3 protein-coding genes, 1 tRNA gene, 1 pseudogene and 1 riboswitch are annotated in these 7798 nt (G+C 74.7%); all 5 genes and pseudogenes read right to left on the bottom strand.

Annotated elements, in window-relative coordinates; translation table 11 throughout:
- Positions 1–207: 207 nt before the first annotated feature.
- Positions 208–1152: an aldo/keto reductase gene (locus SSBG_RS13220; RefSeq protein WP_008746641.1), complete on the bottom strand. Its 945-nt coding sequence runs from the start codon at positions 1150–1152 to the stop codon at positions 208–210.
- A gap of 227 nt (positions 1153–1379) precedes the next feature.
- The gene (locus tag SSBG_RS13225) at positions 1380–2690 is read right to left on the bottom strand and encodes a M23 family metallopeptidase (protein WP_106429337.1); all 1311 of its coding nucleotides are present in this window, start codon (positions 2688–2690) and stop codon (positions 1380–1382) included.
- Positions 2691–2702: 12 nt separating this feature from the next.
- Positions 2703–2841: riboswitch (cyclic di-AMP (ydaO/yuaA leader) on the bottom strand.
- A 185-nt stretch (positions 2842–3026) separates the two neighbouring features.
- Positions 3027–4313: a PP2C family protein-serine/threonine phosphatase gene (locus SSBG_RS13230; RefSeq protein ID WP_078491296.1), complete on the bottom strand. Its 1287-nt coding sequence runs from the start codon at positions 4311–4313 to the stop codon at positions 3027–3029.
- Positions 4314–5281: 968 nt separating this feature from the next.
- Positions 5282–5355, bottom strand: a tRNA-Met gene (locus SSBG_RS13240).
- Between the two features lie 51 nt (positions 5356–5406).
- Positions 5407–7568 (bottom strand): annotated as a pseudogene (locus tag SSBG_RS34635) (ABC transporter permease).
- Positions 7569–7798 lie beyond the last annotated feature (230 nt).

Genomic DNA, 7798 nt, shown 5'->3' on the forward strand with positions numbered 1-7798 from the left:
CGGCGTACGGGTACGTGGCGCCGCCGCCGTACGGAGTTAGGGCGGCATCCCGCGTACGGCCCGAGCCAGCTCCCGTACGGACCCGGAACGCCCCCGTACGCGCGCGTCCCCGCCGGGGCTCCGACGGGGACGGGGCGGCAGCAGCCGGGGGACGGTGCGCCGGGGGACGCGGGAACGCCCCCGCCGGGCTGACGGCGGCGGGATCGCTCAGGCGGAGGCAGCCGTGAGCTTGTCGACCTCGGTCTGGGTGAGGGTCAGGTCCGCGAGCGCGACGAGTGCCTTGAGCTGCTCGGGGGTGCGGGCGCTGGCGATCGGCGCGACGACGGTCGGACGCGCGGCGAGCCAGGCGAGTGCGACGGTCGCGAGTGCGGCGCCGCGTGCCTCGGCGACCTCGTCGAGGGCGGCGAGCACCTTGCGGCCCCGCGCCGTTTCGAGGTGCTTGCCCGCGCCCTCGGCCCGGACGCTGTCCACGGTGGTGCCCGGGCGGTACTTGCCGGTCAGGAAACCGGCCGCGAGACCGAAGTACGGGACGGCCGCGAGCCCGCCGCGCCCGGCGATGTCCTGGAGCCGGCCCTCGTAGGTGTCGCGCGAGACGAGGTTGTACTCCGGCTGGAGCGCGACGTACTTCGTGATGCCCTCGCGATCGGAGAAGTCCAGCGCCTCCTGGAGCCGCTCCGGGGAGATGTTGGACGCCGCGATGGCACGGATCTTGCCCGCCGTGACCAGCTCGTCGAGCGCGGTCAGGAACTCCCCGACCTCGACCGTCTCGTCGTCGCGGTGCGTGTAGTAGAGGTCGATGTAGTCGCTCTGGAGGCGGCGCAGCGAGTCCTCCACGGCGGCCTTGACCGTCGCGGCACGCAGGCCCTTGTGCGCGGGCAGCGCGCCGCCCTTCGTCGCGATGACGACCTCGGAGCGGTTGCCGCGCGCCTTCATCCACTCGCCGATGATGCGCTCGGACTCGCCGCCCTCGTTGCCCGGCACCCAGTGGGTGTAGGCATCGGCCGTGTCGATGAAGTTGCCGCCCGCCCGGGTGTAGCCGTCGAGCACGGCGAAGGAGGTGTCACGGTCGGCCGACCAGCCGAAGACGTTGCCACCGAGGGAGAGGGGGAAGACCTCGATGCCGGAAGCACCGAGAGCGCGGAGTGAAGTCATGAGGAGCAGTAACGCGCGAAGGGGGCGGGAAATTCCCGGCGGAGAGGGTGCGGCCGCGCGGGGGCGCGCCGCGGGCGGAAGAACCAGCGGGGCCGGCACGTACCGCCCGGCTCCCGCTCCCGCCTGCGCCCGCTGCCGGCACCTGCCGCCGCTCCCCGCTCCCGCTCCCCACTCGGTTGCATCCGTCAGCACGAACGAGGGCCGCGAACGTCTCGCAGCCCGCAGGGTCAGGGCTGCTGGCCGTGGTTCTGGAGCCACGGCAGCGGGTCGACCGCCGCGCCGCCCGCCGGATGGACCTCCAGGTGGAGGTGAGGGCCGGTCACGTTGCCGGTGGCGCCGACGCGTCCGATGACCTCACCGGTCGTCACCTTCTGGCCGACGCTCACCGAGATCGAGGACTGGTGGCAGTACCACAGCTCCGTACCGTCATCGAGCGCGAGCACGGTGCGGTAGCCGTACGCGCCGGACCAGCCCGCCTCCTTGACCGTCGCCGTGTGGATCGCCTTGAGCGGCGTACCGGTCGGTGCGGCGAAGTCGAGCCCCGTGTGGTGCCCGGAGGACCACATCGAGCCGCCGTCGCCGAAGTGCGAGGTGAGGGTGTAGGAGGCGACGGGGAGGGTGTAGCTGCGGGCGAGCCGCGCGAGCCGCTCCGCCTCGGCCTTCGCCTTCGCCTCGGCTTCCGCCTTGGCCTTCGCCGCCGCTTCCTTCTTCTCCTGCTCGTCCGCGGCCTTCTTCTGCGCCTGCGCGGCGTGGTCGGCGGCGGCCTGCGCCGCGACCGCCTCGGCCTGTTCGCGGGCGGTGCGGTCCGCGCTGTCGGCCTGGTTCTCGGCCTGCGCGAGGATGCGGGCGCGCAGCGCCTCGCCCGCGTCGGTGGTGCCCTGCTCGCGGTCGGTGTCGGTGAGCCCGGCGTTGGTGAGCGGCGCGGCAGCGGGGTTGACCGCGAGCTGTTCGGGCGTGTCGCCCTCGGCGTCGGCCACGAGCGAGCCGATGCCCGGAAGCGACTCGGCGTCCGGGAGCACCTGCTTGAGCTGCCCGGTCACCTCCGTGACCTTCTCCGGCAGCGAAAGCTTGACCGCCGGCTTCTCCTGCGCCGAGGCGATACCACCCGCGCCGACGGCGGCGAGCACCCCCACTCCGAGGACGGTCGAGCTGCGGGCCAGTCCGCCACGCTGCCTGGCGACCCGGTGTCTGCCGCGCACGGGGCCGAGCGAGTCCTCGGTCGGGTTCCATGCGCCGGCCGGTCCGGGGGCGTCGTCGCCGCAGGCGCCGAAGCCGGCCGAGCCGGGGTAGACCGCCGTCGGCGCGGGGTGCTCCGCGGGGTGGGTGTACGCGGCGGGCGCGGCGTCAAAGCCGTGGGGCCCGGCGGGAGCCGACCCGTACGACTGCGGAGGGACCGTCCCGTACGACGGGGTGGGGACGTCGGTCCCGTACGGTCCGCCGAAGAACGCGGTGGGCGGCTGGGCCGGGAGCCAACCACCGGGAGTCAGGATGCCGGTGGGGAAGGCGCTGGGGCCGGGGGCAGGCGGGTTGGACGCCACGAAGGCGACTCTCCTTTCCTTCCTTCTCGCCTACCGGGTTAGCTGACGGGTTCGGAGCAGGAAGGTCTCCTACGGGTACCGGTAAGGGCACCCGATTCACCCCAGAAGAGTGGTTCCCCGGTTCCCTCGCGGGATTCGGCGCACGCGCGCGGAGCCGACGCTCGTGCCGACTGGGACGACCGCGCTGCGTTATCGAACGTTAATAGACCCGCAGGGGTGATTCCAAGCCGTTCCCGATGATCCTTTACGGCCATCACCAGCGGCTAAACGGACATGTGGCGAGTGATCCGGACGAGTTGACCGGATATTCGTCCAGGCTGTGAATCGGATGGACCGTCATTTGTTATCGAAGGATTTACGTGGGGTCACAGCCCTCGGCCGCTGCGATCCGGCGGCGTCGGCCGGGCCTGACGGGCCGCCGGTCCCGCCCTGCTCGCGGGACGCGCCGGAGGCGCCCGCAGCGGGGGGCGTGCCCGCTGCGGCGGACGGGCCGGTCTCGCCTGCCGCGCCGGTCGTGGCGGTCTCGCCAGTCGCGGCCGTCTCGCCCGTCGTGGCGTCGGCGGGAGGTTCGGGGCGGCGTACGGCGAGCAGGGCCATGTCGTCCGTCGTGGCGCCACCCGTGTACCGCAGGACTTCCTCCGTGAGTGTGGTGAGCAGGGCGCGCGGGTGCGGGAACGTCCGGCCGCCGAGGCGGGCGACGGGATCGTAGAAGCGGCCGCGCGCGTCACGCGCCTCGGAGAGGCCGTCGGTGTAGAGGAGCAGCGTCGCGCCGGGCGGGAAGTCGATGATCTCGGCGCGGTCGGGCCAGGCGCCGAGTTCGCCCATACCGAGCGGAAGGGCGTGCTCGCCGGGGGTCAGGACGCGGAGGCGGCCGTCACGTTCGAGGAGCAGCGGTTCGGTGTGCCCCCGGTTGACGAGGCGCAGTTCGGCGGCGCCGCGCGGGACCTCCGCGAGGACGGCGGTCGTGAAGCCCTCGAAGGCGTCGAGCGCGCGACGGCGCAGGCCCTCGCGGGCGAGGGCGCGTTCGAGGCGCTGCGCGACGCCCTCCACCGTCGGCTCCTGCTCGGCGGCCTCGCGAAAGGCCCCGATGACGACGGAGACCGCCTCGACCGCCCCGAGCCCCTTGCCCCGCACATCACCGAGCACCATCCGGACGCCGTAAGGGGTGTCCTGCACCGCGTACAGGTCGCCGCCGATGAAGGCGTCGGCCTCGGCGGCCTCGTACTGCGCGGCGACATCCAGCCCGCCGATCCGCTCGGGCGGTACGGGCAGCACGGCGCGCTGCGCGACAGCGGCGACGTTCTGCATGGAGGCGAGGCGGCGGTCCCCACGGCGGATGAGGGCGTTGATGACCACGGCGAGCGCGGCGACGGTGAGCACCGTGGTCAGCTCGATGAGGAACGGCTCGGTGGGCAGCCGCCCCCGGATGATCTGGAGCAGGCTCTCCCCGACCGCCGCGAGCACCCCGACCCCCACGGTGTCCCGCGAGGTGGCGAAGGGCGCGGCGACGAGCGGCGCGGCGGCGAAGAACGGCGCCCCGGTGAACGTGACCGGCGCGAACAGCCCGAAGACGAACCCCGAGACCACCAGGACCAGCGGCAGCACCCGCACCGCCACCCGCACACCCACCTCCCGCCGCGCCCACACCTCGGCGAGCTGCGAACGGGGCCGGGGGCGGGGCGGGGGCGGGACCGGTTTGTAGTCCTGACGCGGCGGCGTGTCCCAGTCGGAGCGGGGACCACCGCCAGAGCCCGCCGCCGCGGAATCACCCGGGGAGGCGGCGGCACGAGCGGCACCGGGCCCACCACCCGGTCCGCCGGAAAGCGCGGAGGCGTCGGAGCGGGTGGGAGTGCTGGGGGGCGGGGTGGGGGCACTGGGGGGCGAGGGCTGGGCGGCGGACGCCGGGCCAGGGACGGACTCCGGGCCAGGGACGGACGCCGGGTCGCTGGACGGCTTCCGGCCGGAGGGGGGTACGGAACCGGCGGCTGGTGCGGCGGGGCCGGGGTCGGACGAGACAGCCGGGGGACGGGGCGCGGGTGACGGATCGCGCGCGGCCGAAAAACCGGCCGAGGAGCCGCGCGAGGGATCGCGCGAGGAATCGGGCGCGGACGACGGGGCCGAGGGCGCCGTGGAGTCGGCGGAGGCCGGGGCCTCGGGCCGAACCGAGGAGTCGGCGCGGGTCTGCCGGTCGGGCGGAGGCGCGGGGCGCGCAGAAGCGGAGGACTCCCGGGGGCCGGACGGCTTACGGGGCGCCGAGGGCTCGCGCTGAGCGGAAGGCTCGCGCTGGGCCGAGGGCTCACGCTGGGCGGAAGGTTCGCGCTGGGCCGAGGTGCTGGAAGGGGGGGTGGCGGGCGGGCCGGGGTGGGGGTGTTCAGGGCGTGGAGTGTCCTTGTCCTCGCCCGGCCCCGTTCCTCGCTGCCCCAAGGCTCGTCTCCCACCGGCCGTGCGCGCGCCCGCGCCCCTTGTGCGTACGTACTCCCTCAGGGTCGCGCCGAGCGGGACGGGCCGCGAGTCGGGGGCCGCCGGGCGGGGTGCGCTCCGGCATGACGAAGGCCCCGGCGCCTTGGGGGCGCCGAGGCCTTCGTACTGAGTAGCGGGGACAGGATTTGAACCTGCGACCTCTGGGTTATGAGCCCAGCGAGCTACCGAGCTGCTCCACCCCGCGTCGGTGAACCCAACTCTACACCCTTCCCGGGGTGCCCCGCGCCACCCTTCCTCACAGGGCCACGAGAGTGATGTCCGTGGCCTTCACGCTCGCCCAGACGGGGACCCCCTCGCGAAGGCCGAGGTCGGCGGCGGCCCCGGGCGTGATCTCGGCGATGAGGTCGGGGCAGTCGGGCCCGGTGAGCAGGACGCGCAGGCGGCTCCCGAGGGCGGTGATCTCGGTGACCGTGCAGGGGTACGCGTTGCGGGGGCTGCCGGCCGGACGGGCGGGGTGGAGCGCGACGGACTCGGGGGCGATGACGGCGAGCCCGGGCCCGCCGGGGCGCGGGGCGGGGGCGTCGGCGGGTGGCGCGACGACGAGGTGACCGCCCGACGCGGGGGCCAGCCCCTCGGCGGTGAGGGTGCCTGGCCAGGCGTTACGGCCCAGCATCCGGGCCACCCAGGCGGAGCGGGGACGGCGCGCGACCTCGGCGGGCGGCGCGTCCTGCACCGTACGGCCACCGTCGAGCACGAGGACGCGGTCGGCGAGCGCGACCGCCTCGACCGGGTCGTGCGTGACGAGCAGGCAGACGCCCCCGAAACCGTCGAGGTGCCGGCGCAGGGCGTGCCGCACCTGCGCACGCGTGGACTGGTCGAGCGCGGCGAGCGGCTCGTCCAGGAGGAGCAGGCGGGGGCGTACGGCGAGGGCGCGTGCCAGCGCCACGCGCTGGGCCTGTCCGCCGGAGAGCTGGGCCGGGCGGCGGTGGGCGAGGTGCCCCACTCCGAGCCGGTCGAGGTGCACGCGTGCGGTGCGTCGCGCCTCGGCGCGCGGGACGCCGTGGGCACGGAGACCGTACGCGGTGTTGGCGAGCGCGCTGAGGTGCGGGAAGAGCGCACCGTCCTGGGGCACCCACGCGACGCCGCGCCGGTGCGGGGGCAGGGCGGTGACGTCATCGGTGCCGAGGCGGAGTTCGGCGTGGGCGCGGGGCGTGAGGCCGAGAAGAGCCCGCAGGAGGGTCGTCTTACCGGCTCCGTTGCGGCCCACGACGGCGACCGTGGTTCCGGGGTCCACGTCGAGGTCGAGCTTCGTGTAGCCGCTCAGGCTCGCGTGCAGCGCGTACGTGGGGATGGGTTCATGGGCCTCCTCGGTGATGTCGTGGGCCTCGCCGGGTGCGAAGCCGTTGCCGGAGGTGGGGGACGCGGGCCCTTCGCCGAGCCTGGCGGGGGGCTCGACGCGGGACTGCTTGCCGGCACTTTGCCCGGCGGGGCGCGCTCTACCCTTTTTCGCCGTTTCTTCACTCCAACGGGTGAAGTCGCCGCTTTGTTCGGCTTTGCGGGCACCCAAAAGCGGGGTCCCGGTCGTCTTCTTTCTGTGACGGCGGCCGAACGGGAGCGGGCGGCTCGGGTGCCGGGGGCGGCGGTACGGGGGCGGAAGGCGGTGCGGGTGCCGGGGGTGGCGCCCGTCCAGCGACCGCGCAGGCCGATGAGCACGGCCATGGCGATGGCGAGGAGGAGCAAGGAGACGGAGGTGGCGGCTTCCGGGGAGTCCTGGAGGAGGAGGTAGACCTGGAGCGGAAGGGTCTGGGTGGTGCCGGGCAGGTTCCCGGCGAAGGTGATGGTGGCGCCGAACTCACCGAGCGCGCGGGCCCAGGTGAGGGCGGCTCCGGCGGCGAGGCCGGGTGCGACGAGGGGGAGGGTGACGGTACGGAAGACGCGCAGCGGGGAGGCGCCGAGCGAGGCGGCCGTCTCCTCGTAGCCGGGGCGGAGCCCGGCGAGGGTGCCTTCCAGGCTGATGACGAGGAACGGCATGGAGACGAAGGCGGCGGCGAGGACGGCACCGGAGGTGTGGAAGGGGAGGACGATGCCGAAGGTGTCCTCCAGCCACGGGCCGAGCAGTCCGCGCCGTCCGAAGCCGAGCAGCAGCGCGACCCCGCCGACGGTCGGAGGCAGCACCATCGGCAGCAGCACGAGGGACCGGACGAGCGCCTTGCCGGGAAAGTCGGTGCGGGCGAGGAGCCAGGCAAGGGGCACGCCGAAGAGAAGGGAGAGCCCGAGGGCACCGAGCGAGACGAGGAGGGAGAGACGGAGCGCGGTGAGTGTCTCGGGGCTGGTGAGGTGGGTCCCGAGCTGACTCCACGAGGTACGGGCCAGGACCCCGAGGAGCGGGATCAGGAGGAGGGCGACGCCGAGGAGAGCGGGGACGACGAGGGCGAGCGGAGCACGACGGCGGGGCAGCGGGGCGCGGCGGCGCGGCCATGCGGCGCGGCGGGGGTCACGGGCGCTCGACTGGCCACGGCGGGGGCGGCGGGCGCTCGTCGGGCCATGACGGGGGCGCGAGGCGGCGCCCGGGCCTGAGGCTGGGGTGGCGCTGGAGGAGGGGCCGGGGGTGCGGTGGGCACCGACGGGGCCTCCGGGGCGGCCGGGCGGCGTTTGTGCCTCCAGGTTCTCCCGCGCCTCAGGGCCGT

It is taken from the genome of Streptomyces sp. SPB074 (assembly GCF_000154905.1).
In the GTDB taxonomy this organism is placed as follows: Bacteria; Actinomycetota; Actinomycetes; order Streptomycetales; family Streptomycetaceae; genus Streptomyces.